Source organism: Rothia nasimurium (genome assembly GCF_928381415.1).
GTDB lineage: Bacteria > Actinomycetota > Actinomycetes > Actinomycetales > Micrococcaceae > Rothia > Rothia nasimurium_H.
On sequence record NZ_CAKMSF010000005.1, the window covers coordinates 51,776 to 75,765 of the forward strand.

Consider the following 23,990-nt stretch of genomic DNA (forward strand, 5'->3'; position numbering starts at 1 on the left):
GTCTTCTTCCGCCCGCCAGCGAGTCTGGCGGGCGGTTTCTGTTATCCGAGAAGAAGGTAGAGGGCGCCTATGAGGGTCATAATCATGACAAGCCTGTCAAAGAGAGCCTGGCTTAGGACCCTAACGAGGGACCTTCCCAGAAAAGCTCCCACAACCACAGCAGGAGCTAAAAGGGCTGCTGCACCCAGATTTGATGGGGTAATAATCCCCAGCCCGATGGAAAAGGGGAGTTTAGCGAGGTTGACTAGAGCAAAGAACCAGGCCGCTGTGCCCAGGAAGGCCTTAACATCAAACCGGGAGGCTAGGAAGTACAAGCCCATCATGGGCCCGCCCGCGTTAGCCACCATCGTCGTGAAACCGGCCAGGAAGCCATAGCCTGCAATACGGGTGCGGGAACGAGCAGACGAAATGGCCCTGTCCGGTTTCTGCTGGGTTCGTCTCTGCCACACGGTGATTCCCAGGGCAAGTAGGAGGATCACCCCAATCAGCTGTTTAACCCCGTTATCTGTTGCCTGGGCTAGGAACGCAGCCCCGGCCAGTAAGCCGGTTAGGACGGCCGGGATCATGCCGAGTAGAGTTGGCCAGTGGGCGTGCTTGCGGTACATGGCCAGGGCAAAAACATCACCCACCATGAAGAGAAGAAGGATAAGCCCGGTAGAGGCCTTGGCTGGCAGGAGGGCAGCGGCGAGGGCAACAGCAACAGTGTTTATGCCCGGAACTGCCGTTTTAGAAAGCCCTGTCAGGAGGGCAGCAAGGGCAAGGAGAGCCCAGGAGAAGAGGGTGATGTCCATGGCTGTCCCTTAGAGCTGGTGGATGCCCAGGCCCACTGGGGTGGTGGGCTTGGGCGGTAGGTAGCGGATGCTACTGGTCAGCGGTGAAAGGGAGGCGGGGGTCAATATCCTGGCCTTCCCAGGTGCTACGAACCCAGCCGTGGTGGGGGTCGTCGCTGATGAGCCAGTCACGGACGGGGCCGGGGCCAGCCATGACGTTGAGGTAGTAGAGGTCGTAACCGGGAGCGGCCATGGCAGGGCCATGCCAGCCGTAGGGGACGAGAACGACGTCACCGGTGCGTACTTCTTCATTGACGTCGATGGGGCGGTCGTCAGAGGCATAGACCCTCTGGTAGCCGATAGCGTCTGTTGCTTCTGCAGGGGCACCGGGGGTGGGGCGGGTTTCGAAGTAGTAGATTTCTTCGAGGGCGGTTTCCCCGTCCTTTTCTTCATCGTGCTTGTGGGGCGGGTAAGAAGACCAGTTGCCGGCGGGGGTGATAACTTCACAGACGATGATGCGGTCAGCTTCGAGAGCTGCCGGTGTGCCGAAGTTATGAACCTGGCGGGAGCTGATGCCGGCGCCGCGCAACTCGACGGGAATCTCATCCTTAGTGATGTGGCGAACGGGGTACTCCTGCTGTGCCGGGCCGGAGGCAATGGCGACGCGGACGCCAGGCTCAGCTGTTAGGGTCACTTCGGCATTGACACCGGTGTAGAGAACGTCAGTCGGGCCATGGAAGACGCTGGGGCGTCCAGCCAGGTGGTAGGTGGTTCCATGTACTGTGGCTGAAACATCGCCGGTGAGGGGGACGATTATGCGTTCTTCGGGGGTTGCTGCGAGGGTAAGTGGCTGGTCTGTAAACGTGGCGGTTTTGATGCCGGTGTGCTTCCAGCCGTCGACGGTGGTGGTTGAGTTGTAGGTTCCTAGGGATAGGTCCCAGGGGCCGTCGGCTGCGGTGCCAGCTGGGTAGAACCAGTTTGCCATAGTTGTGTCTCCTTGAGGTGTGGGAATTGTTATTGGGAGAGGGTCATCTCGAAGGTGTAGAGGTCTGCTCTGTAGACATGGGATCCGGTTTCAATGCGGGTTCCAACGTCATTCATGATGGTGCGTCGCATGGTTACTAGTGCAGCACCTGCGCTTGTATCGAGGTGCTGGGCTTGTTCTTTGGTTGCGGTGGTGGCGCCTATTTTTTGGTGGCCGACGCTAAAGGTGGCGCCTAGGTCTCGCATTGCCTGATACAGTCCTTGGCTTTCTAGGGTGGAGGGGGTAATGCTGCCTAGGTGGGTGGGGACCCAGTTTTCCATGAGGGCTAGGGGGGTTCCGTTTTCGTAGCGGAGACGTTTGATGTGGTAGGTGGTGTCGCCGTCGTTGAGTTGAAGTTCTTCGCGGATATGTTCTGGGGGGAGGATTTCTTCGAATTCAAGGACGCGGGTGGTGGGGGAGATGCCGCTGCGGGCAAGGTCGTCGTAGAGGGAGCTGAGGGAAAGGGGGCGTCGAATTTCGTTGGAGACAACCTGCGTGCCTACTCCGCGTTTGCGAACAAGGAGTCCAGCTCGGACTAGGTCATCCATTGCCTTGCGCACGGTGGGCCGTGAAAGGTGGAGTCTTTGGGCGATGTCGAGCTCGTTGGGCAGCATGGATCCTGCTGTGAGCTGACCTGTGGAGATTGCGCTTTTGATGCCGCTGGTGAGTTGATGGTAGAGGGGCACCGGTGAGGTGCGATCAATTGTTATGGGGGGGAGTGAGGCCACTGTGGTTCCCTTATCGCTAATGTTAGTTTGTTACGACAAAGGATATTTTACCTCAGCATGCTTCTGAATGCCGTATATTGTGCGGGTTATGAGGGTGAGGGGAAGAAAATTTTTGGTAGCAGTTGAACTTTGTAAGGACAAAGTTTAGGGTGGAGGTGAACCTGCTTAGAAAGGAACCTTGCCATGCCACTTGTTCGTATCGATCTCAATAAGAACCGCACTGATAGCCAGGTGCGGGCGATTGCAGATGCTATTCACGCATCAATTGTTGAGGTCTATGGAATCCCTCAGCGTGATCGCTTCCAGATCATCACCCGCCATGAAGCAAACGAGATTATTGCTGAAGATGCCGGACTGGGCTTTGAGCGCAGTGAAAACGTGGTGATGATTCAGATTTTCACCCAGGAGGGGCGCAGCTCTGACGATAAGCAAAAACTGTACGCCACCATCGCTGCAGCGCTAAAAGAAGTTGGCGTTGAAGGTGAAGATGTGTTTATTGGCTATGTTGAAAATACCTTCTACGACTGGTCCTTCGGGTTCGGCCGTGCTCAGTATGTCACCGGCGAGCTGGCAGTTCCCCGCCGCAAGGAACAAAACTAACCACAGCTTTCTCACAGCTTCGACTAGGTCCTGGCATAGCCAGGCTTGCCATACTTATATCAAGAGCTCAAGGAGAGACAACCGGAAAGCTCAAGATTCGTGAGAATCCTTCTCAAGAGAAAAGTGTGTTTCATTCTCGAGAAGGTAGCCGCCCGTGAGGGCCGCGAGAAATGTGTGTGTTTGAGAAAAGCGAGCCGAATGGCTCGCTTTCTCTCGTTAAAAGTCGTTTGCTCTAGTCAAATCTCTTACCCTTGGGGTTACTGGGTAGGGCTGAGAGCGCGAAGGTTACGAGGGAACCTATAAAAGGGAATGCATGAATCCACATCCAATGACCTGACAAATTAGCATCATGGAGGCGTCGAACCGAAAGCGACAACGTAGGCACGCCAAGTGCTGCAAGCGCCGGAGCACTAAAAGCCAAGGAAGTCATCTCAGCTCTGTTAAAACGTTGTTTACGCGCTGCCTGTTCTTCTTGCGTCTCGGGCATGCCTGGGGCCGGTCGATCAGGGAAGGGCCAGAAGGCATCCTTGTTGTGAGGCCCCGTATAGGAATCAGGGTTTCGGGAGCGGTCGTAACGTCGTGCCGCAATATCGCATGCCATCAGTACACTCAAGGCAAGCATATTGGGCCACCAGAACTCACTACGAGATGCCCGCCCCGAGCAGGTGAAGGTCTTGGCGAACATTCGACGTGTTGCTAGAAGGGGGCTTGCTCCTGGGATAGGTTCAGAGGAAAAGAAAAGAGGGGTGGTCACGGAAAACCTCCTTGTTAGTCCGTTTACCACATTCTACATAGGGCTCCTAGGAAGCATGTTTTGTTGGCGCGTCTGTGGATAACTCTCGCAATGCTCGGTCATAAACCCGCCGGGTACCCCGGAGTTATCCACAGATTTCTAAAAGACCTAGTGGGGGCCAAAATTTTTTCCCATACTGGTGCCATGAATACTACACATTGGCACTCCGAACATCAGCCCTATCCGCTGCCCACTGCCCCGGCTCACCCGACCCAGCCTACCGGCGTCCGCCCGCCCCACGAGACAAACAGGCTCAACCCCTACGGCCTCACCGCCCTCGTGATGGTGCTACTCATGATCTGTATAGGGCTCGCCAACTTCATCTTCTTCGACTGGGAACTCAGCATAGCCCTGCCCACAGGGTTTACCTGGCTTGGCGCCATGGGGCTGGCAATAGGGGCCCTCTTCGTGAGAGGCCGAGAGAAAATAACCGCGATTTTTGCCCTGATTTTAGGGGTGTTGATTATCGTTGCTGCCCCGCTGTTCTTCATTCTCGCCATAACCTTCATCATGTGGGTGGGAGGAGGCTTCGCCTAGAGGATGAGGTTGCAAGCCTACCCCTCATACCCCGGTATGATTTGTCGTTTTCTGGGCAGCAACCGGGTGTTGTCTGGGCAGGTTAACGCTTACACTAAAAGAGAACTGCACCACATTTATCTCCGCTAGTGAAGGGCCAGCACCATGAGCACAACCCCCACACCTCCGACCCAAGCACCGGAAGCTGCGCACCGGCGTCCGCCTGCCAAAAAGAAAATGAGCACCCTCACCAAGGTGCTCATTGGTCTGGCTATAGGCGTCATCGCCATCATCGCCATCGGAGCGCTAGTCGTAGGTAGCATGTTTGGCGGCAACACCAGCGCTCAGAACTCCATCCCCTCCACCGACTACCTGATTTTGAGCGACGAAGGCGTCAGCAACAAGGTGCGGGTGGACGGCACCATCGCCCCCGGTGAGGTTCGCTCCATCACCACCCACCTGACCAGCCCCATTAGCTCCGTTGAGGTAGAGGTTGGCGACCGGGTTGAGCTCGGCCAGACCCTAGCCACCATCGACACCTCCGCTGTGCAGGGCGATCTCGACACCCAGCGCACCCAGCTCGACGGGGCCGTCACCAGCGCCCAGGGCGCCCTGACCGCAGCGCAAACCGCCTACGACCAGTACAACCAGGGAATCGCCAACGGCACCAACCCTGAAATTCTGGCAGCCTTCGCCACCCAGCGATCCGCCAACGAACAGGCATCCCTGGCAGCCACCGACCTGAACGCCAAGTACCAGATGCGCGACCAGGCCGCTGCCGCTGGCGAAGACCTCACCATGATCAACGCCGAAGTAGCCGCCGCTGAGTCGGCCCTGCGCCTGGCAAACGGGGCAAAGGCGGACGCAGACACCGGCGTCACAACCGCCCGCAACTCCGCCAACGCCCAGCTCGCGGCCCTCGAAACCGAACTCAACAGCGCCCGCACCGCCCTGACCAGCGCAGAAACCACCCGCGACCAGACCCTCGGTGCCCTACAGGGCGACCTCACCTCGGCCACCCTCACCTCGCCCATCAACGGCGTGGTCATGAGTGTTGCTAAGCCCGGTGCGCCGGCAACCGGCCCCGTCGTAACCATCGGTGACGATTCCAAGCTCACCATAACCACCAGCGTCCGCGAGGCTGACGTTGCCACCATCAAGGAAGGCAACCGCGTCACCTTTACCGCCGGGGCAACCGGCACCAAGGAGTACTCGGGTACTGTCACCTCGGTTGCGTCCATCGCTGACTCAGCCCAGCAGACCAACCCTGAGGCCGCCGCCGCAGGTATGGCAGCCGGTGGTTCGCCCACCTTCACCGTCACTATCGAGGTAACCGGCAACCGAGACGGCCTCTACTTGGGCTCTTCCGTCAAGGCCAGCATTATCACCGCTGAAGAAGAGAGCTCACTGGCTGTACCCCTCGATGCGGTCTACACCAACGACCTGGGGAGCGAGAGCGTTGTAGTAGCTGTGCCCAACGACGACGGCTCCTTCACCCTCGAAGAGCGCTCCGTTGAAACCGGCCTGGCCAACGAATTCGACATTGCCATCACCGGCGGCGACGTAGCCTCAGGCGACATGGTGCTCACCTACGGTGAGGCCTACCGCCACCGCGTGGGTGAAACCGTCACCCTCAATGCCGGCACCAGCTTCGGGTGGTAGGCCATGAGCACTCTGCTCGATATGCGAGGTATCGTCAAAACCTTCAACGCGGGAACACCCAGCGCTATCACGGTGCTGCCCGGTATCGACTTCCACGTGGACCATGGTGAATTTGTGTCGGTGGTCGGCCAGTCCGGCTCGGGTAAGACCACACTGATGAACATCATCGGCCTGCTCGACCGGGCTACCCAGGGGTATTACACCTTCGCCGGTGAGAATATCCCTTCCCTCAGTGATGACGAGCTAGCCTACTACCGCAGCCAGAACATCGGGTTTATCTTCCAGAGCTTCAACCTGGTGGGCCGTATTTCTGCCCTCAAGAACGTGGAAATGCCCATGATGTACGCCGGCATCAACCCCCGTGACCGTCGCGAACGAGCCGCCCACCTGCTAGAGCAGATGGGCATGGCCGACCGCATGAATCACAGCCCCGCGGCCCTCTCGGGCGGCCAGAAGCAGCGCGTCGCTATCGCCCGCGCCCTGGCCAACGACCCGCCCCTGCTCCTGGCAGATGAGCCCACCGGCGCCCTGGACTCCCAAACCGGCCGTATGGTCATGGACCTCTTCCACGAGCTCAACCGCGAGCAGGGCAAGACTATCGTCTTCATTACCCACAACCCCGAACTGGCGGCTGAGACCGACCGCATCGTCACCATGGTCGACGGTCGGATTACAGAGGAGGTTTCGCAATGAATGTGCGTGAATCAATCTCCCTAGCCCTGGGCAGCCTGCGCAACAACAAGATGCGCTCCTTCCTCACCCTGCTCGGCATCATCGTGGGCATCGCCTCGGTCATTACGATTCTGACCCTGGGCCATTCGCTCAAAACCCAGGCCTCTGAGTCGATCGTAAGCTCCGGTGCCAACGACCTGATGGTGAATGTGGTGCAGCGGCCCACCGAGGAGCAGGAAGAAGCTGGTTTGACCTCGGGACCGATGGGCATGCCGAATGGTGAATACATTGAGCCCGCAGCTGAGTCTAAGTTCGATGAGCACGACATCGCCCGCCTCAAAGAGGCCCTGGGTGATAACATCGCGGGTATTCCCCTCGGGGCAAACTCTTACACCAGCGTAGATCTCAGTGCTGGTGGGAGCGAGGCTCCTTACGCCAGTGCCCAGTTCGTCAATATGGACTACCTGGAGCTCAACCCGGTCAGTCTGGTGGCGGGGCGTTCTCTGACGCAAGCCGACATGGATGCTAAACGACCGGTCATCCTGCTTTCAACTGATCAGGCGTATCAGCTCTTTGGCGACCCCCAGGCGGCAGTGGGAAGTGAAATTGATGCGCAGTTTGGCATGACCTCACGAGGCCTTATGGTGGTCGGGGTCTATCAAACCGAGTCTGTGGGCAGCGGTATCTTCGCCTACACAGGGCCGGGCACAGTCTACCTACCGGTTTCGCTGGAACCCGACTTTAACTCCTATAACAGCGACGGCTGGAATAGCATCACCGTGCGCCCCGCCGAAGGCAAGGATCTGGGCCAGGTCAAGGCCCTGCTCCAGGCCCACCTGACCAGTATGTACCGCAGCGACGACCAGTTCATGGCCGAGATCCAGGACTTCTCGGCGATGACCGAGCAGTTCAACGCGGTTTTGGACGGCATCAGCGCAGCCATCTCGGCTATCGCCGGCATCTCGCTGCTGGTAGGTGGCATTGGCGTCATGAACATTATGCTCGTGACCGTCACTGAACGCACCCGCGAAATCGGCATCCGCAAGGCTCTGGGAGCAACGCGAGGGGCAATCCGCCTACAGTTCGTGGTCGAGGCCATGATGGTCTGCCTGGTCGGCGGTATTCTCGGCGTCCTGCTGGGCGGTGGCCTGGGCATGCTGGGTGCCAACATGCTGGGCACCTTCGTCTTCCCGCCGCTCAGCGCCGTGCTTCTAGCTCTGGGGTTCTCCCTGGCCATTGGTCTCTTCTTCGGCTACTACCCAGCCAACAAGGCAGCCAAGCTCGACCCCATCGACGCCCTGCGTTACGAGTAGCTCACCTCTCAGGGAAGAGAGACCAGGACGCCGCCCCCACCTTCCTGCCCTGCGGCAGGGGAGTGGGAGGCGGCGTCCTTATCTCTGTGCGCTACCTGCGCCTAGCGCAGGGTCTCACCAATCTTTAGGTGCACGACCGAGGGGCCGCGGGTTGCCAGGGCCTGCTGGACTGTCTCTGCCAGGGTCTCCATGGTGGCTGAGAAGCCTGTAGCGCCGAAGCCCTCGGCCAGTTTGACCCAGTCAGGCTGCACCAGGTCCACAGCCACAGGGGCGATGCCGCGGTCGCGCTCGTTCTGGCGGATCTCGCCGTAGCCGCCGTTCTCCACACAGATGATGGGTAGGTCAAGCTGCTGCTCAACGGCGGTCATGAGCTCCTGGATGGCGAACATAAGGGCGCCGTCGCCGAGCAGACAGACCACCGGACGTTCGGGTGCAGCTACCTTGGCACCGATAGCGGCGGGCAGGCCGTAGCCCAGGGTGGCGTAGGTTGCCATGTAGAGCAGGGAGTTGGGGCGGGCTGCGCGGTAGAAGGTGGTGGTGCCCATGTAGGTGACCTGGGAGGAGTCACCGGCGATGATGGTGTCCTCGGGCAGGATCTCCATAATCTTCTCGTTGAGCTCGGCCAGCTCGGGTGCCAGGGCACGACCTTCGTTATCGAGGGCATCGAAGATGTTTTGCAGGTCGCGGGGTTCGCGGGAGCCGGGAGCCAGGCCAAGCTCGGCGAGGGCGTCGAGCAGCTGGGGGATGACGGCCTTGGAGTTGCCCGGCAGCTCAATGTCGGGGGTGATGTTGGTCAGCATCTGGTCACGCGTAATATCGATGCGAATGACGGGGCCAGCGGGGCGGATGTCGCCGTCCCAGAGCTCCGCTTCACCGATCTTGGAGCCGATAATCAGCATGGCGTCTGCCTCACGGCAGAAGGCGTGGGCTGCGCTCAGGCGCAGGTCGGCGCCGAGGGAGAGGCGGTGCTTTTCGGGGATGGCGCCCTTGCCGTTGACCGAGGTGATCACGGGGGCTTCCAGGGTTTCTGCCAGGCGGAGCAGGTCGGCTGCCGCGCCGATAGAGCCGCCACCGGCAACGATGATGGGTTTCTTTGATTCAGCCAGCATGCGGGCAGCCTCGCGCACATCGTCGATGGGTGCGGGCTGGGGCTTGCCGAGGGGGCGGGCCTGCAGGATGGCGGGGTCAAGCTCAACTTCGCGTTCGAGCACGTCGAGGGGTACTTCGATGTGGATGGGGCGCGGACGGTTGTGGGCGAAGGAGCGGAAGGCGTTGTGGATGATGTCCACGGCTTCTTCGGCGGAGTTCACGCGGCGGGAGAACTCGACGATGGAGTTGACGGCACCGGTGGGGTTCTTGGTCTCGTGCAGGGCGCCGATGTCGCGGAACTCGTGACCCACGGGGCGGCCGGGGGAGAGGATAATCATGGGGCGCGACTCGGCATAGGCGGTGGCGGCACCCGAGAGGGAGTTGAGCAGGCCGGGGCCCGAAGTGGTGATGACGACGCCGGGCAGGCCGCGGGTCAGCGACCAGCCGTCCGCCCCGTAGGAGGCACCCTGCTCGTGGCGGGTAGTGACGGGGTGGATGTCGAGCTCTTCGAGGTGGCGGTAGAACTCGAGGTTGTGGGTGCCGGGAATGCCGAAAACGGTGTCGATGCCGTAGCTACGCAGGGTCGCCAGAATGGCGTAGCCGGCGTTGCGGCGGGGCTCGGTGGTTTCACCGGAACGGTCGGGGAGTGAGGGGTGAGTCATGGTGGCCTTTCGTGGGCGCGGGGTGCGGGCTTCCGCTTTAGCATACGGGGTCAATGCATAGATATGCGGGATTTTCGTGCCTGAAATGTTATGCGGAGCACAGTATGTTTATGAGCGGACGCGCGTGGCGACTTGGTTGCGCTGGGTGGCTCTGGTGGTAGGGGCTCTGTTATGGTTTCATGCTGCGTCACAGAAAGACATTAAGGGCAAATATTCAGTAGACTGATTAAACATTTGCAGTCAACTCCCAGGACACCATGCCTACTCGTCACACTTATCTTCTTGCCCTTGCGACCCTCTCTGCCCTCGTCCTGACAGGGTGCTCAGCTACTCCAGCTGATAACTCTGCGAGCGAAACCACCCCCACAACGGCCGCAAGCAGCTCTGTAACCCCCAGCCCCACACGCAGCGCTAGCGCGACGGCGTCCTCACTCGCTCCTACCGCGTCGACCGCTAGCCCCTCGGCAAGTGCTAGCGCGACCGCGTCCGCCTCCGTGCAAGCCCAACCGCGGGCTAACGCCCCCAAGAGCGAGGTACTCGGTGGTGGCGACCAGATTTTTGCCCACCGCTACGTGGCACTCTACGGCAACCCCGGCGGCCCGTCCCTGGGAGTGCTTGGTGAGCAGGGACCGGCTGAATCTGTTGCTCGCGTCAAAAACCTTGCCGCTGAATACCAGGTGCACAGCGACGAAAAGGTCATCCCCGCCTTTGAAATCATTACTACAGTGGCAAGCTCTGCCCCCGGACCTGACGGCGACTACTCCGATGAGGCAACCATCGACAGCTTGCGCCCGCTCATCGACGAAGCCCGTAAGAGCGGGGTCTACGTTATCTTGGACTTCCAACCCGGTCGCAGCACCTTCACCGAGCAGGTCAAGCAGTATGAGGAGTTGCTCAAGGAACCCCATGTTGGCCTGGGCATCGACCCTGAGTGGCGTATCTACCCCGGCCAGGTGCACCTGCAACAAATCGGTACTGTAGATGCCTCAGAAATCAATGAAACCCTGGACTATCTGGCAGCTCTGACCGATAAACACCGCCTGCCTCAGAAAATGGTGGTGTTGCACCAGTTCACGCACTCCATGATTACTAACCGGGCGACACTCGATACGAGCCACCCCGAGCTGGCCCTCACCCTGCATGCGGACGGCCACGGCACCCCCGAGCTCAAGGACTCAACCTACCAGGAGCTCATTCGCGATCTCGACCCGGCTATCAAGCCTTCGTGGAAGAACTTCTACGATGAGGACACCCCCACCCTGACCCCCGCCCAGACCTATGCCCTTACCCCCAAGCCCTATGTGGTGACCTACCAGTAGGGTCGGGGTTATCTGGCAAGCGAACCCTGGCGTGAATGTGAGGAAGCTGTCGGTATCTCCACGAGCCGGTACCAGCGTCCGCTCGCTCCGGTTTTTGCCCAGGCGGGGAATAGATGCGGGTCTGAGATGTGCCCGTCAGCTTCGACCGTACTGTGCCCTACGTCTGCTAGTTTTTCGAGGGAGCGTCGCAGGCAGGCCTCTAAGAGTAGTTCCCCCTGGTAAGGGGTTGGGGTGGTCGTCTCTCCGCAGAGTTCAGGCTGATCACCGGGAAAAACCGCTATCACCGCACACACCTGCCCACCGGCGTCCACTGCGATTGACGAGTAGTCGTTGTAGGCTTCGGCGGCATGGCGTGCCAGTACCGGCCGGTGGTCGCCCGATACGGGGTGCCAGCTGGCGTGCGTCCACTCGTAAAAATCGACGTAGGCCTGCTCGAATTCTGGGTAGCTCACGCTGCGTGCAGAGTGGGCGGACGCGTGCTCCCGCAGGTTCTGCGCGGAGCCGGTGGGCATGGTGGCGGGTGGAACCATCTGAAGAGTCTGGGCACCTAGTGAATCGGCAAAGTGCAGGGTGGGTTCGCCCAGGTAGTCACGCATGAAGAAGGGTAGGGGAGCGGACGCCTGCGCCCGTGCCTGCTGGTAGAGGGCAGTACCTATACCTTGACGCCGCAGATGGGGCGCCACCGCAAGCTGGAGTTCATAGCGGGTGCGGTGGGCGCGCGCAGTCCACCAGGCAACAATCCCCACCAGCTGCCCATCGTTATGCGCCAGTAGGCAGCGGGTGTGGTCATCGCGCGTGAAGTCCTCAAAATACACGGCTTGCGCCCAGGTCGGCAGCTGCTCCCGATGGTCAGCTGGAGCTCCAGAATAAACCAGTTGCATACTAGCTATTCAGCCGTTCCTGCCATGCCTTCATGACTTCGGGCGCTGTGGGCTTAGTAGCAAGTGAAGCAACCACGTAGACCACCAGCGACACTGCCAGGCCGTAGTAAATCGGCTCGTTCGCCAGCACGCCAAAGATCGGCATGCACCCTAGGGTCACCAGGGAGCCTGCCGCCATAGAAAGCGCCGCACCCATACCTGTGCCGCGCTTCCACACCAGCCCGCCCAGGATTGCAACCATCAGGCCGCCCACCAGGATGTCGTAGGCAATGGTCAAAGAGGTCACGGTGTCGGTCAAGAAGATGGCAATAAAAGTAACCAGCACGCCCAGAACCAGCAGGTACAGGCGGTCAGCCTTGAGAGTGGCATCGGTTTCCTCGCCTTCCTCAAGCGCAGGGCGCCCGGTGATAAAGGGAATTACATCTACACGGGCTACGGTGGCAGAAGCAATCAGGGCACCCGAGGCCGTTGACATCATGGCGGCCACACCGGCGGCCAAGACAACCCCTCCCACACCCGCAGGCAGGTAGTTCTGCGCAATAGCCGCGAAGGCGTCGTCCTGGCTCTCAAGCTGAGGAGCTAGTACCGCAGCCGCCATACCGATCACCGCACCGGCTACGCCGTAGAGGGCGATGTAGATACCGGCGCTCGCACCGCCCCAGCGGGCGACCTCGGGGGAGCGGGCTGAGAAGACACGCTGCCAGATGTCCTGGCCAACCAAAATGCCCAGGGTGTAAATCACGAACATGGTGATGATGGAGTTCATGCCCATAGAACCTAGCTGGAAGAACTCGGCGTCCAAGCGTTCAGTGAGGCCCTGCCAGCCGCCAGCCTGGCTCAGTGAGAAGGGCAGCATCAGCAAGAACATGCCCACGGTCATAATCGCGAACTGCATCATGTCGGTCAGGGTAATGGACCACATGCCGCCCAGTAGCGAGTAGCCAATGACCACCAGGGAGCCAAGAAGAATAGCCCAGGTGCGATCCATATCGAACATCACGCGGAAGATTGAAGCGTAGGCGGCTGTGGATGTCACCGCAATCATGACGGTGTATGCCAGCATGACAATAGAAGAAACCTGGGTCGCTCGCACCCCATAGCGCAGGGAAAGCATCTGCGAGACGGTATAGATCTTGAGTCGCGAGATAATGGGCGCAAAGACCAGGGAGAGCAGTAGAACACCCGCCGCAATAGCCACGACCAGCCACATACCTGACAGGCCATAGGTATAGCCCAGGCCCACACCGCCCACGGTTGAGGCCCCGCCCAGCACCACGGCGCTCATGGTGCCGGTATAGAGGACGGGCCCTAGGCGGCGACCTGCAACACGGAAGTCTTCGGTACTGTTGGCGCGGCGCTTGCCGAGGTACCCGAAGAAAACGAGGGCACCGAGGTAAAGCAGGATAATGGCGAGGTTCATGGGTCGCCTTTCGTGGTGATACGACTTTAAGGTCGTGATGTAGCATACGCGATGGTTGTCACATATAGAAATTGTTGGTGAGCCTAGGAAGGCGTTTGTAGATTCCCCGCTGACCTCGATACGAGGAATACCTAATAACCGCATAAAAGCGTTGCACGCCAGGGGAATGGCGTGCAACGCTTTTGGGATTCAGCAGAATACTTTTACCTGTCGAGCACCGTGTAGTTGATAGGTGCGTTTTCCCTTAGTTCCTTGTTGGCTTTCTCCACCTTAAGCTGGGTGAGCAGGAGAAGAATGATGAGGTTGATCGCTGCCGGGATCCATAGGTACATGATGTAGAGCATCTGTAGTGCAGATTCTGATTGCTCCGGTGCGTTAGCGACGTAGCCGCTGAAAGCTAGTAGCCAGCCAGCGAGCGCAGTGCCTACACCGCCACCGATCTTGACGCCCAGTGAGGTTGCGGAGAACATGGTGCCATCTACCCTCTTCTTTTTGGAGAGGAAGGTGTATTCCGAGGCTTCAGCGATGAGTGCGTTGATGGTGCCCTGGAGGGGGCTCATTCCGATGGAGGCAATACCGGAGAAGACCAGCATCAAGGGGATATTGCCCATGTAGGCTGCCACGATTACAAGAACGCGGGCAACGAACGCGATGATGTAGCCGATGACGTTGATTTTGTACATGCCTTGGAATTTTTTCACTACGATGGGGGTGAAGAGCAGGCCAATGATGAGGGGGACGTTGATAGCCCAGGCGAAGGGGCCGAGGAGCTTGGCATCACCCAGGATATAGGTCATGAAGTAGATGCCCATGCTCAGTGTAGTGTTGAAAATTTGGTTGAGCAGGAAGACTGCAAGAATCAGGAGGTAGAACTTGTTGCTTCCGAGCAGGCCGAGGGATTCTTTGAAGCTGTACTTCTCGGGAACAGGGTTGTTCTTCTCGTGAATGATGGGGATAGCCTGGGTTTCTTCTTCAAGGACTGATTTGGGGAGCTCCTTGACGGAGAAGACGGAGAGGGTATTGACGGCGAGGCCGATGAGGGCGTAGATGATGGCGATGGTGCGCCAGCCTTCTGCGCCGCTGCCGAACATTTCGACGCCTTGAACAGTGATGCTTTGAATGAGGAGGCTGGTGCCGAATGCAAACATGAAGCGGGTTGAACCCATCTGTACGCGCTCGTTACCGTTCTTGGTGATGAGGGAGGTGAGTGCGGAGTAGGCAATGTTGTTGGCGGTGTAGAACACGCCGTTGAGGAGGGTGTAGGCGATGAAGAACCAGGCGTACTGGGCGAAATCACCGAGTGATGGCGGAATCGCGAAGATGGCGATAATCATTACGGCGCAGCCGACGTAGCCCCAAAGCATCCAGGGGCGTGCTTTACCCATACGGGTGTTGGTTTTGTCGATCATTGCCCCAAAGAAGAGGTCGGAAACACCGTCAAAAATCTTGGAGACAAGAATGAGGGTGCCGATAATTCCTGGGTTGAGTCCTACCGTGTCGGTAAGGTAAATCATCACGAATGATGCGAGGAAGGCGTAGACCACGTTGCCGGCAACATCGCCGGAACCGTAACCTACTACGTTGTACCATTTCAGGTATTTTGTTTCTTTCATTGTGTTACCTTTTACCTGTTTCTCGCGCTATAGGGTGGGGGCGAGAGTGAAACCGAAGTTGATGTTTTGTGCGTTGAGTTTGTACTCGTCTAAGACTTCGGGGCCGCAGCTGTTGGACCCGATTCCGTTGTGGGCGTAGTCGAGGCAGAGGACTGTTGAGTCGGCTTCGACCAGCTCGAAATTATGGTTTTTGTTCGTCAGCTCTTCCTGCGTGTAGTAGGAGGCGCTGAACGAGAAGGGGTGTTCGGAGGCTACAGAGAGCTGATGGTGGGGGCTTGATAGGTGGACGTAGTCGCAGTCGAATCGGCTACCGTTTTCCTGCGGCATGATGTAGTCCTCGTGGAGATCTTCGACGGAAGATTGGAAGGTGCCGTGGTAGCTTGCTTCGTGTTTGTCGCTGTAGCTTTCATGGGGACCCATGCCGAAGTACTCAACATCGGCAAAAGACTTGTCGAGGAAGAGGCGAACTCCGAAGCGGGGGAGATCGGGGAATTCTGGGGCGCGTTCGATGTTGAATCGAGCGGTGATTTTTCCGTCGTTTGTGATGTTCCAGAGGACGGTGCCGGTGAAGATAGGTTGCACTGTGGGGGCTACCATGCTCAGGGTGCAGGAGATGGTGACACCGTTTTCGGTGTGCGTGTATCCACTGGTGTAGACCCTTGAGTAGGCCTGGTGGTAGTGCGCTTCTGCCCATTTGAGTTTGATGTACATGTCATTATCTGTGGGTGCCCGCCAGATATTGATGTTCATGGGCTGGGTGAGGAGGTTGTGGTCTTTGGTGGAGAGCTGGTCGAATACACCGGTTCGTCGGTTGAAGGTGTAGGTGAATCCATCGCCTTGGACGGTGTAGTGCTTACCTGTTTCGGTTACAGCGAGGTTCTGTGCGTTGTTGGTGGTGCCCAGAATATCTAGTGCCTTGGCATGGGTGGGGTTGATGGTGTGGACGGGTACTTCGTCGCGGCCGAGGAAGAGGCCTGTGGGAAGTAGGGGGAGGTCCTTCTTGAGAATGTATTCGATGTGGAGGTAGCAGCGTCCGCTGGTGAGCGAAGGTGCCTCAAGGTTAATGGTGGTTTCTTGGTGGGGGAGGAATGCCTGCTCAAAGTGGTAGGTGCCTGATGCTACTTCTATGCCGTCCTGGCTGAAGGTGTATTTCAGTTCTATGGCTTCTTGTGCGTCGGTGAAGTCAAGGTAGTTCTTGAGGGTGAGGGAGCCGGATACGGTGTCGAAGGAGACGACTCTGAGGGGGCGGTAGACGTTGCGGTATTCGAGGAGACCAACGTGGGGAGTGCGGTCGGGGTAGACAAGGCCGTCCATGCAGAAGTTTCCGTCGTGTACTTCTTCGCCGTGGTCGCCGCCGTAGAGGTATTTGGGTGTGCCATTTTCGGTGGTACCAGCGTAGATGGCGTGGTCGCACCATTCCCAAACGAAGCCGCCGCACATTGCCTGGTTCTGGTCGATGACCTGGAAGTAGTCTTCGAGGTTGCCGGGGCCGTTGCCCATAGCGTGGGCGTACTCGACGAGGAGGAAGGGCTTATTGGGGTTGCTGTTGAGGTACTGTTCGATGTCCTCGAAGGGCGGGTACATGCGGCTGTAGAGGTCGATGTTGGAGTAGTCGTAGCGGCGCTTTTTGTCGTCGTAGTAGGCGCTTTCGTACTGGGTGATTCGGGTGGTGTCGTAGGACTTGACCCAGGCGAGGGACTCTTCGAGGGTAACGCCGTAGCCGCATTCGTTACCTGCTGACCAGGAGACAATGCTGGGGCGGTTCTTTTCGCGGAGCACGCAGAGCTGGACACGGTCGAGTGTTGCTTCAGTCCATTCTGGGTTGTCTGAGATGCGTTCGTTCCAGTGATTTACCTGGTTGTCGAAGGAGCCATCTTCGAGGTACTGGACCTGGGTGCCGTGGCTTTCGTTGTCGGCTTCGCTCATGACGAGGAACCCGTACTCATCGCACATTTGGTAGAAGTAGGGGGAGTTGGGGTAGTGGCTGCTACGGATAGCGTTGAAGTTGTGCTGTTTGATGAGTCCGAGGTCGCGTTTGATGTGGTTGTAGTCCACGGTTGGGCCGGTGACGGGGTCGGAGTCGTGGCGGTTTACGCCGCGGAAGGTGATGGGCTTGCCATTGAGTAGGATGACATTGTGTTCAATGCGAATGGTGCGGACGCCCACACGTTCGGTGATGACCTCGTCCTGGGTTTTTAGGTGGAGGGTGTAGAGGTAGGGGTTTTCTGGGTTCCAGGTGTGGGCGTTAGGGATATGAAGGGTTGCTGAGTGAGTGAAGTTGGGGTTGGCAGCATTGGGTGTGAGTGTGGAGCTCGCTACCTCTTCGCCTTCAGCGTTGGTGAGGGTGAGTGTGGTGTGTGTTTCTTGGCTGAGGAAGCGTGCCGCGATGTTGAGGGTCGCGTCGCTGGTTTTTTCGTTGAGGTTGGTGGTGATGAAGTAGTCGTAGAGGGCGTGGCGGGGGCGGCTGAGGATGTAGACGTCTCGGAAGATGCCACTCATGCGGAATTTGTCCTGGTCTTCGAGGTAGGAGCCATCGCACCACTTGTAGACGAGTACGGTGAGACGGTTTGAGCCGTTGGTGAGGTATTCGGTGATGTCGAATTCGCTGCTTGCGTGGGATACCTGGCTGTAGCCGATGTAGCTTCCGTTGACCCAGAGGTAGAAGCATGAATCAACGCCTTCAAAGGTGAGGTGGGCGAGCGGGGCCTGCTGATCCTGGGTGTACTGGAAGTCTAGAGTGTAAAGACCGCAGGGGTTTTCGTGGGGTACGAAGGGTGGGTCAAGAGGGAAGGGGTATTTGAAGTTGGTGTACTGGTGGGTGTCGAAGCCCTGGGTTTGCCAGGCGCCCGGGACGATGATGGGGGACGCGTCGGTGTGGGCGTATGTGGCAGTGTAGAAGTCCTGTGGTAGTTCGGAATCGTCGTTGAAGTAGGTGAACTGCCAGGTTCCATTGAGGTTGAGGAAGCGGTCGGAGGACTCACGATTGTTCACCAGCGGGCCCATGTCATGGGAGGCAGGGACGTAGTAGGCCCGGGGGGCGAGGACGTTCTCGTGGAGAACGTTGAGGCTCTCGTGGTGCTTGGTGGGGTGCATGCTCTCTTGTCCTTCCTGATGGAATTGGCTGAACCTCGGGTCCTGTTGCTATCGAGAGGGCTGAGGTTCAAGCCCTACGGTGTTCATATTAGTTCAAGATTGTTGCTTTTTGTAGATATCTGAACAAAAAATCGTTCCTTTTTGTTCAAAAGACTCATTTTGAGCATGTTTCAGCTCTGGAAATGCTTGTTTTTGTTTGATATTGTTCAGTTTAGAAGAAGTCGTTACAACCGGAATGAGGTTTAAGTGCTGGCTCAGCAACGCCACAACGCAATCGTTGCAAAAGTACAGGAAAAAGGCACTGTTCAGGTTCAAGATCTGGCTGGCCTGCTGAATGTATCTGCGATGACGATTCGCCGTGACCTGGCAGAACTAGAAGAACAGGGGTTACTGAGCAGAGTTCACGGAGGTGCAACCATCTCTGAATCTACCCATGAGCCAATCTTTGCTGAGAAGACCACGCTCAACGCAGAGTCGAAAGCAAAAATTGCAAAGGCCGCAGCCCAGCTAGTCCGCAGCGGCCAATCAATTGCAATCGGCGGAGGGTCAACCAGCGCACGCCTTGCCCAAGAAATAGCTGCCCGCACAGAGCTTGAGAACCTCACCATCGTCACGAACTCCCTCCCCGTCTCTGACTTCTTCCACGGGTTAGCTGATACAAAGAACAAGCCCAAAGTGCTCCTTATCGGCGGTGAGCGCACACCCTCTGACGCCTTCGTTGGACCGCTTGCGGACGCAACCCTGGCAAACCTCAACATCGATGTTCTGTTTCTGGGTGCTCACGGGGTGACTCTGAAAGGCATGTACACCCCCAACATGAACGAGACCAGTACTAACAGAACTTTTATCGCAAACGCCCACGACACCGTGGCTGTTTTCGACTCCAGTAAATGGAATGTGGCTGGGCTATCCCGGTTTGCCTCCTGGGCAGACATCGACACCGTCGTCACCGACGAACTCACCCAGGAACGACACAACTTCCTATCCGACAACGTAGCTAAGGTGATTACCGCATGACCAACGTAAAAGTTACTAAAGGAACCCTCGCAGACGGGCGAGAAATCATCTTCTTCGATGACTCTGAACCCTACGTCTCAGGCCGGAAAACCCGAACCATCCGCGATACCCGCCCCCTGGAACCTCGCACTCTGCCTCCCCACGAAGCTGCCTGCGTGCGTACCGACCCTCTGACCGGCGAATCAATTGCTATCGCCGCTCACCGCAACAACCGAACCTTCCTGCCGCCTGCTGATGAGGACCCCCTGGCACCTGCTGGCGTAGGAACCGTACCCGGTGAAATCCCGGAAGAATCCTATGACGTTGTTGTCTTTGAAAACCGTTTCCCTTCACTGCAAGGGCCGCTAGAGACCCTCCGAGACGAGCCCCTTTTCAAGGAGACCACACCAGGTGGCCGTTGCGAGGTTATCAGCTTCACCTCAGACCAGTACGGTTCTTTTGGCTCCCTCAGCTATGAACGGGCACGCACCGTTGTAGAAGCTTGGACCCACCGCACTAAGGAGCTCTCAGCCCTCGACGGAGTCGTACAGGTCTTTCCTTTCGAAAACCGTGGAGAAGAAATTGGTGTAACCCTGCCCCACCCCCACGGTCAGATCTACGCCTACCCCTACATGCCGTCCTATACAGCTTCTGTTGCACGGCGAGCAGACGCATGGGCATCAGAAACCGGTGGAGACCTCCTGGGAGATGTTCTCGCTGCGGAACTTGCAGCAGAAGAACGAATCATTAGGAAAACCGACTCCTTTGTGGCGTATGTACCGTATGCCGCCAAGTGGCCTGTAGAACTTATGGTCATGCCCAAACGCCCGGTTCGTGACTTCACAGAACTTACCGAAGCAGAAAAAGACGAACTCACCGAGCTGTACCTAGACCTGTTGCATCGACTCGACAAATTCTTCGAAGGGGTAGACAAACTCCCCTACATCTCAGCCTGGCACCAGGCCCCCGTCATCGGCGGAAAAAACGTCTCACGCATGTATCTCCACGTTTTCTCCCTCCTGCGTGCCCCCGGAAAGATGAAATACCTGGCTGGCTCAGAATCCGCTATGGCCGCGTGGGTATCTGACACCACACCCGAGCGTATCGCCACCCGATTCAAAGAACTTGCTTCTGACGCATAAAGGAAACACACCATGCCTGCTATCTGGAAGAACACCGTACCTGCACAGACACTCCGCAAGAACGTCGAAGACCGCTTCTATACTTCCTTTGGGGAAGCCCCTTACGGAGTGTACTCAGCCCCTGGGCGCGTCAACCTTCTGGGCGAACACATCGACTACTGCGGTGGCACCGTCCTTCCCTTTGCCCTCCCCCAACGCACCTTCGTAGCAATGACCCCCCGCCAAGACGGAAAAATTACGGCAGTCACCGCTCAGGGTGATGCCGGTTCAACCGCCCCTGATAACAATACTGAAACCGTTCAGTTTGCTGAGGTGGGCACCCAGCCCCTCTCCGGCTGGCTCTCCTACGTTGCAGGTGTTCCCTGGGCTATGCAACAGCAAAAGCAGGGCGATTTTGCTGGTTTCTCGTCGGAAGGGTTCGGCGCCAACATCGCCATCGACTCTTCCGTCCCCCTGGGTGCAGGACTCTCATCATCAGCTGCCCTAGAGTGCGCTGTAGCTCTCGGCGTTGACGACCTGCTAACCGCCCAACAGCCCACTAGAGAACTTCTCGCCAGCACCGACCAGGGACGTGCCGCACTGGCCTCAGCCTGTATCCAAGCAGAAAACGACATCGCAGGGGCCTCAACAGGGGGCATGGACCAGTCAATTTCCCTCCGTGCAGAAGAAGGCTCCGTCCTCGCCATCGACTGCCGCGACTTCTCCACCCGTCCTCTTACCATCGATGTCGCCTCAGCCAACCTCTCCGTACTCGTGATAGACACCCGTGCCTACCACAGCCTCTCCGACGGGCAATACGCCGCCCGACGGGCAGCAACCGAGGTTGCCCGCGAAGCCCTGGGCGTGAACCACCTCCGAGACGCTTTCCAAGGAACCCCCACCCTCAAAGAAGCCCAAGAACTCATCGAACAGTGGGATAACAACGTAGACTCCTACAACCTGCCCGACGGAACAGACCGGGCAGTAATCCGTGATGCCCTACGCCATGTCTGGACCGAGATTGCCCGCGTTGAAGAATGTATCGCCCTCTTCGACAGCGTAAACTCACCAGCCGATGACGTATGGGAAAAGCTCGGTGAACTCCTCAACGCCTCCCACGACTCCCTCCGTGACCAGTACCGAGTCTCATGCCCCGAACTAGACACCGCAGTGAACGCCGCCCGCGAAGCAGGAGCACTAGGAGCCCGTATGACAGGAGGTGGCTTCGGTGGCTCTGCTATTGCACTGGTTCCTACTGAAAACCTGGAGAACCTCGCTGAAGCAGTTGCAGAAGCATTCGACCGTGAAGGCTTCAACCCCCCAGAGTTCTTGGTAGCCACCCCCTCCCGATCCGCGGAGAAGGAGTAAGACCCCCCATGTCCACCTCCACCCAGAACCAGCTACAGGGAGCCGCAGTCACCCTCAAACACTCCGGCTACCAAGCAATAATTACCGAAGTCGGTGCCAACCTCTCATCGCTCACTTCCCCCAAAGGGCGCCAGCTCGTACTCTCCGCCCCACCACACAAAATACGAGAAGCCGCCCGAGGCGCCCTCCTCGCTCCCTGGCCCAACCGCATAGCAGAAGGCCGATACACCTGGAAGGGTGCTGAGTACCAGCTGCCCATCAATGAACCCACCCTTAGAAATGCAATCCACGGACTCGCTGACTGGACCCGCTGGGAACTCAACCAAGCAATTAACACCCCCGACTCATCATCAGTCACTGCCAATCTCCACCTAGTACCCCAACCCGGCTACCCCTTCCCCCTCAAACTCACCGCAACCTACACCCTCACCGCCCAAGGGCTCACCACAACCTTCACCGCACTCAATACTGGAGAAACAACAGCCCCCTACGCCCTCGGCGCACACCCCTACCTCATGGCAGGCACAGAACAGGAAACCCCCGGCGCAGTCGACTCATGGAGCCTCACTGCTCCTGTCTCTACCTACCTCAAGGTCAACGAATCCATGATTCCCACCCAGGAACTCCCCCTCACCGAAGACCTCAATCTCGCAGATACACTCCCCCTCAAGGGCATAAATCTCGACCACGCCTTCGGAGGAATCCAAAAAACTGCTGGAGAAGCACACATCGTCCTCACCGCTCCCAACGGTGAAGCCACCCGACTAACAATCGGAGACGGTATCGAATGGTTGCAGTTCTATACAGACGGAACTCAGCGGCGAGCCCTTGCTGCTGAACCCATGACAGCCCCCGCAAACGCCTTCAACAGCGGCACAGACCTCGTTGAACTAGAACCACACCAAAGCCACACCAGCTGGTGGCGAATCCAAGAAGACTAGGGGCAAACCGGCTGCATATAAAAGTGTGGGACTTTGCGTCATAGTGCCCTCATATTTTTTATGCCCGCCCTGCTGCAAATTTATGCACCCCCGCCCCCGCCTTGAGCGGTAAGGACGCTTGCCCCCGCCCGGGTGCCCCCGGCGGCTTGGCATAGCTTTACCGGCACCTGAATAAGTATCGGTAGCGCAGGTCTGCCAGCTGGAGAACCTGCCCCGCCGCTGCCCCGCAGGCGGGTTATAGTGGTAGCGATTCTAGTGCGCCCGGCCACACTAACCCCGGGCCCAGCCCGTGCCCAACCTGCCCCGCGCACTAAGCCAGCTACCCGCGTCCTAACCCTCTTGGAGAACCCGTGACTCAAGCTTTCTTCTCAGCTGACCCCAACCGCGTCATCGCCACCGGAGCCGACGGCGTCGAACGCATCGGCCCCGTCAACGCCGCCGAAGTACCCCGCTGGGCCGGCCTTGCCACCTTCGCTCGCCTGCCCCGCCTGGACGAGGTCGAGAAAGCCGACATCGTCGTGGCCGGTATGCCCTGGGACTCCGGCGTCTCCTACCGCCCCGGCGCCCGCTTCGGCTCCAACCACGTGCGCGAATCCTCCCGCCTGCTGCGCCCCTTCAACCCGGCTGCCAACATCTCCCCCTTCAAGGAAGCCCAGGTGGCCGACGCCGGTGACATCATCGGCAACCCCTTCAACATCGAAGAAGCCCTCGCCATGTTTGAGGCAGGAGCCCACGAACTCACCAAGGACGGTGCCCGCCTGGTCACCATCGGCGGCGACCACACGATCGCGCTCGCCAACCTGCGCAACCTGGCCAAGAAGCACGGCAAAATCGCCCTACTACACTTCGACGCCCACCTGGACACCTGGGACACCTACTTCGGCGCCGAATACACCCACGGCACCCCCTTCCGCCGCGCCTTCGAAGAAGACCTGCTCGACGCCGACGCCCTCTGCCACGTAGGCACCCGCGGCCCCCTCTACGGCACCGAAGACCTTGAGGACGACGCCCGCTTCGGCTTTGGCATCGTCACCAGCGCAGACGTCTACTACCTGGGCGTGCAGAAGGTCGTTGAGCTCCTGCGGGAGCGCATTGGCGATAAGCCCCTCTATGTCTCCATCGACATCGACGTGCTCGACCCCGCCCACGCACCTGGCACCGGTACCCCCGAAGCAGGTGGCATCACCTCCCGTGAGCTGCTGGAAATCCTGCGCGGCCTGCGCGGGCTCAACCTGGTGGGTTCCGAGGTTGTTGAGGTGTCCCCGGCCTACGACCACGCCGAACTGACCGGCATCGCCGCCGCCCACACCGTCTACGAACTCATCTCCCTCCACGCTGCCGGGGTAGGCGCTGAGCCGACCTCACCGGCGTCCGGCGTCGCCGACATTACCTACGGTGGCAAGGAGTAA

At 58.6% G+C, this 23,990-nt stretch carries 20 protein-coding genes; 11 read left to right on the forward strand and 9 right to left on the reverse strand.

Annotation, left to right across the window (positions count from 1 at the left end; translation table 11 throughout):
- Positions 1-41 precede the first annotated feature (41 nt).
- From L7A20_RS06760 to L7A20_RS06770, 3 genes are all read right to left on the reverse strand, one after another.
- Positions 42-791 (reverse strand): sulfite exporter TauE/SafE family protein, encoded by a 750-nt coding sequence (locus tag L7A20_RS06760; protein WP_237222866.1) that lies wholly within the window; start codon positions 789-791, stop codon positions 42-44.
- Positions 792-861: 70 nt separating this feature from the next.
- Positions 862-1,755 (reverse strand): 5-deoxy-glucuronate isomerase, encoded by an 894-nt coding sequence (iolB, locus tag L7A20_RS06765; protein ID WP_237222867.1) that lies wholly within the window; start codon positions 1,753-1,755, stop codon positions 862-864.
- Between the two features lie 29 nt (positions 1,756-1,784).
- Complete coding sequence (locus L7A20_RS06770) at positions 1,785-2,522, reverse strand: GntR family transcriptional regulator (protein WP_237222868.1); 738 nt, start codon at positions 2,520-2,522, stop codon at positions 1,785-1,787.
- 183 nt (positions 2,523-2,705) lie between these two features.
- Here L7A20_RS06770 and L7A20_RS06775 point away from each other — a divergent pair, with 183 nt between their 5' ends.
- A complete protein-coding gene (locus tag L7A20_RS06775; protein WP_237222869.1) occupies positions 2,706-3,122 on the forward strand; it encodes a tautomerase family protein in 417 nt (138 codons plus the stop codon).
- 232 nt (positions 3,123-3,354) lie between these two features.
- On the opposite strand, the gene L7A20_RS11990 is transcribed toward L7A20_RS06775, so the two are convergent.
- Positions 3,355-3,807, reverse strand: coding sequence for a DUF805 domain-containing protein (locus tag L7A20_RS11990; protein WP_272879215.1), 453 nt, complete (start codon positions 3,805-3,807; stop codon positions 3,355-3,357).
- Between the two features lie 252 nt (positions 3,808-4,059).
- Between L7A20_RS11990 and L7A20_RS06780 the strand changes: the two genes are divergently transcribed.
- The 4 genes from L7A20_RS06780 (at position 4,060) to L7A20_RS06795 (ending at position 8,078) form a co-directional block, all read left to right on the forward strand.
- Complete coding sequence (locus L7A20_RS06780; protein WP_237222870.1) at positions 4,060-4,452, forward strand: hypothetical protein; 393 nt, start codon at positions 4,060-4,062, stop codon at positions 4,450-4,452.
- A 144-nt stretch (positions 4,453-4,596) separates the two neighbouring features.
- Entirely contained in the window at positions 4,597-6,093 is a 1,497-nt protein-coding gene (locus L7A20_RS06785) for an efflux RND transporter periplasmic adaptor subunit (RefSeq protein ID WP_237222871.1), read from the forward strand.
- Positions 6,094-6,096: 3 nt separating this feature from the next.
- Positions 6,097-6,786, forward strand: a complete 690-nt coding sequence (locus L7A20_RS06790; protein ID WP_237222872.1) for an ABC transporter ATP-binding protein — start codon at positions 6,097-6,099, stop codon at positions 6,784-6,786.
- Complete coding sequence (locus L7A20_RS06795; RefSeq protein WP_237222873.1) at positions 6,783-8,078, forward strand: ABC transporter permease; 1,296 nt, start codon at positions 6,783-6,785, stop codon at positions 8,076-8,078. Before L7A20_RS06790 ends, L7A20_RS06795 begins: the two co-directional genes overlap by 4 nt.
- A 101-nt stretch (positions 8,079-8,179) precedes the next feature.
- On the opposite strand, the gene L7A20_RS06800 is transcribed toward L7A20_RS06795, so the two are convergent.
- A complete protein-coding gene (locus L7A20_RS06800; protein ID WP_237222874.1) occupies positions 8,180-9,829 on the reverse strand; it encodes a thiamine pyrophosphate-binding protein in 1,650 nt (549 codons plus the stop codon).
- Between the two features lie 257 nt (positions 9,830-10,086).
- Between L7A20_RS06800 and L7A20_RS06805 the strand changes: the two genes are divergently transcribed.
- Positions 10,087-11,148: a sugar phosphate isomerase/epimerase gene (locus L7A20_RS06805; protein ID WP_237222875.1), complete on the forward strand. Its 1,062-nt coding sequence runs from the start codon at positions 10,087-10,089 to the stop codon at positions 11,146-11,148.
- Positions 11,149-11,156: 8 nt separating this feature from the next.
- Here the strand turns inward: L7A20_RS06805 and L7A20_RS06810 are convergent, their stop codons facing one another.
- The 4 genes from L7A20_RS06810 to L7A20_RS06825 all read right to left on the reverse strand — a co-directional run bounded on the left by L7A20_RS06810 (position 11,157) and on the right by L7A20_RS06825 (position 18,155).
- A complete protein-coding gene (locus L7A20_RS06810; RefSeq protein WP_237222876.1) occupies positions 11,157-12,029 on the reverse strand; it encodes a GNAT family N-acetyltransferase in 873 nt (290 codons plus the stop codon).
- Between the two features lies 1 nt (position 12,030).
- Positions 12,031-13,449 (reverse strand): sodium:solute symporter, encoded by a 1,419-nt coding sequence (locus L7A20_RS06815; RefSeq protein ID WP_237222877.1) that lies wholly within the window; start codon positions 13,447-13,449, stop codon positions 12,031-12,033.
- A 203-nt stretch (positions 13,450-13,652) separates the two neighbouring features.
- Positions 13,653-15,062 carry an MFS transporter gene (locus L7A20_RS06820; RefSeq protein WP_237222878.1) on the reverse strand — a complete coding sequence of 470 codons (1,410 nt, stop codon included), beginning with the start codon at positions 15,060-15,062 and terminating at the stop codon, positions 13,653-13,655.
- Positions 15,063-15,089: 27 nt separating this feature from the next.
- Positions 15,090-18,155, reverse strand: a complete 3,066-nt coding sequence (locus L7A20_RS06825) for a glycoside hydrolase family 2 TIM barrel-domain containing protein (protein WP_237222879.1) — start codon at positions 18,153-18,155, stop codon at positions 15,090-15,092.
- A gap of 246 nt (positions 18,156-18,401) precedes the next feature.
- Between L7A20_RS06825 and L7A20_RS06830 the strand changes: the two genes are divergently transcribed.
- From L7A20_RS06830 to speB, 5 genes are all read left to right on the forward strand, one after another.
- Positions 18,402-19,172 (forward strand): DeoR/GlpR family DNA-binding transcription regulator, encoded by a 771-nt coding sequence (locus L7A20_RS06830; RefSeq protein WP_237205416.1) that lies wholly within the window; start codon positions 18,402-18,404, stop codon positions 19,170-19,172.
- Complete coding sequence (galT, locus tag L7A20_RS06835) at positions 19,169-20,293, forward strand: galactose-1-phosphate uridylyltransferase (RefSeq protein WP_237222880.1); 1,125 nt, start codon at positions 19,169-19,171, stop codon at positions 20,291-20,293. Before L7A20_RS06830 ends, galT begins: the two co-directional genes overlap by 4 nt.
- A 12-nt stretch (positions 20,294-20,305) precedes the next feature.
- On the forward strand, positions 20,306-21,640 hold the full coding sequence (gene galK, locus L7A20_RS06840; RefSeq protein ID WP_237222881.1) for a galactokinase: 1,335 nt from the start codon (positions 20,306-20,308) through the stop codon (positions 21,638-21,640).
- A gap of 8 nt (positions 21,641-21,648) precedes the next feature.
- The gene (locus tag L7A20_RS06845; RefSeq protein ID WP_237222882.1) at positions 21,649-22,581 is read left to right on the forward strand and encodes an aldose 1-epimerase family protein; all 933 of its coding nucleotides are present in this window, start codon (positions 21,649-21,651) and stop codon (positions 22,579-22,581) included.
- 389 nt (positions 22,582-22,970) lie between these two features.
- The gene (gene speB / locus L7A20_RS06850) at positions 22,971-23,990 is read left to right on the forward strand and encodes an agmatinase (protein WP_237222995.1); all 1,020 of its coding nucleotides are present in this window, start codon (positions 22,971-22,973) and stop codon (positions 23,988-23,990) included.

Bases quoted from the DNA above. Each gene is read 5' to 3' on its own strand.
- L7A20_RS06810 (WP_237222876.1), bottom strand. From the start codon at position 12,029: ATGCAACTGGTTTATTCTGGAGCTCCAGCTGACCATCGGGAGCAGCTG.
- iolB (WP_237222867.1), bottom strand. From the start codon at position 1,755: ATGGCAAACTGGTTCTACCCAGCTGGCACCGCAGCCGACGGCCCCTGG.
- L7A20_RS06780 (WP_237222870.1), top strand. From the start codon at position 4,060: ATGAATACTACACATTGGCACTCCGAACATCAGCCCTATCCGCTGCCC.
- L7A20_RS06845 (WP_237222882.1), top strand. From the start codon at position 21,649: ATGTCCACCTCCACCCAGAACCAGCTACAGGGAGCCGCAGTCACCCTC.
- L7A20_RS06760 (WP_237222866.1), bottom strand. From the start codon at position 791: ATGGACATCACCCTCTTCTCCTGGGCTCTCCTTGCCCTTGCTGCCCTC.
- L7A20_RS06795 (WP_237222873.1), top strand. From the start codon at position 6,783: ATGAATGTGCGTGAATCAATCTCCCTAGCCCTGGGCAGCCTGCGCAAC.
- L7A20_RS06820 (WP_237222878.1), bottom strand. From the start codon at position 15,062: ATGAAAGAAACAAAATACCTGAAATGGTACAACGTAGTAGGTTACGGT.
- L7A20_RS06790 (WP_237222872.1), top strand. From the start codon at position 6,097: ATGAGCACTCTGCTCGATATGCGAGGTATCGTCAAAACCTTCAACGCG.
- L7A20_RS06825 (WP_237222879.1), bottom strand. From the start codon at position 18,155: ATGCACCCCACCAAGCACCACGAGAGCCTCAACGTTCTCCACGAGAAC.
- L7A20_RS06785 (WP_237222871.1), top strand. From the start codon at position 4,597: ATGAGCACAACCCCCACACCTCCGACCCAAGCACCGGAAGCTGCGCAC.
- L7A20_RS06800 (WP_237222874.1), bottom strand. From the start codon at position 9,829: ATGACTCACCCCTCACTCCCCGACCGTTCCGGTGAAACCACCGAGCCC.
- L7A20_RS11990 (WP_272879215.1), bottom strand. From the start codon at position 3,807: ATGTTCGCCAAGACCTTCACCTGCTCGGGGCGGGCATCTCGTAGTGAG.
- L7A20_RS06805 (WP_237222875.1), top strand. From the start codon at position 10,087: ATGCCTACTCGTCACACTTATCTTCTTGCCCTTGCGACCCTCTCTGCC.
- L7A20_RS06775 (WP_237222869.1), top strand. From the start codon at position 2,706: ATGCCACTTGTTCGTATCGATCTCAATAAGAACCGCACTGATAGCCAG.
- galT (WP_237222880.1), top strand. From the start codon at position 19,169: ATGACCAACGTAAAAGTTACTAAAGGAACCCTCGCAGACGGGCGAGAA.
- L7A20_RS06815 (WP_237222877.1), bottom strand. From the start codon at position 13,449: ATGAACCTCGCCATTATCCTGCTTTACCTCGGTGCCCTCGTTTTCTTC.
- galK (WP_237222881.1), top strand. From the start codon at position 20,306: ATGCCTGCTATCTGGAAGAACACCGTACCTGCACAGACACTCCGCAAG.